Raw genomic sequence first — 744 nt, 5'->3', positions numbered from 1 at the left:
AGTTTTTTTCAGGGTTGGCAATGATGACGCTACTGCTGCCAAAAGTAGAAAAAGATTCTACGGTTATGGGTGCTTTTTGCACATGAGCATTGAGCTTGTTAACCACTGGCAATAACAAAGTAGGCTCTACCGACTCAGTCAATAAGACAAACTCGACATAGCGATCTAGAGTCATGATGGCTTCTGATAAATCCATGATCAGCGCGGTATCATCATTATCGCCACTATCATAAAGGCGCTGCAAACCATCGACGATTGCATTGTTTAACACTTCCGCACCGACAAGAGAAATCAGTTTAAAAATACAAGACAGCTGCTTTAGGACGTCAATAGAATCTGCCAACAAAGGCGCTTGGCTACTATCATCATTGAACTCGCTCAGATGAATCTCAGTATCTTTAAGCGTTGCGATAACCTCATCATGTAATAAGTGAAGTGATGGTAGGTTAAAATCAGTAACACTAAGCGTTGGGGCGGTTAACTTCATTTGCGCAGACTGGTCCATAAGTATTTTTCCATAATGTACTGATGAGAATAGCAATGGTGTAAGTAGAATATTAAAAAATTGGTGTTAGTGATGTTTTAACGCTTTATATGACAATAATCAAGATTATATTGTACAAATGTCAGTGTAATGCAGGCTCGATATAGCAGCTACATATTGGCTTTTAGCTCAGGATAGTCTTCTGCAAGAGAAGCGTACCAGCTTTGATTGGTAGTCTCATCTGACGTCGATGCTAGCAA

Annotated in this window: 1 pseudogene; it reads right to left on the bottom strand. The window is 39.9% G+C overall.

Annotation, left to right across the window (positions count from 1 at the left end):
* Nucleotides 1-505 (bottom strand): annotated as a pseudogene (locus ACS8FC_RS17100) (hypothetical protein); the annotation flags it as partial.
* Between the last annotated feature and the right edge of the window lie 239 nt (nucleotides 506-744).

It is taken from the genome of Psychrobacter sp. 1Y4, assembly GCF_051847555.1.
This window is presented reverse-complemented; position numbering and strand designations above follow the sequence as displayed.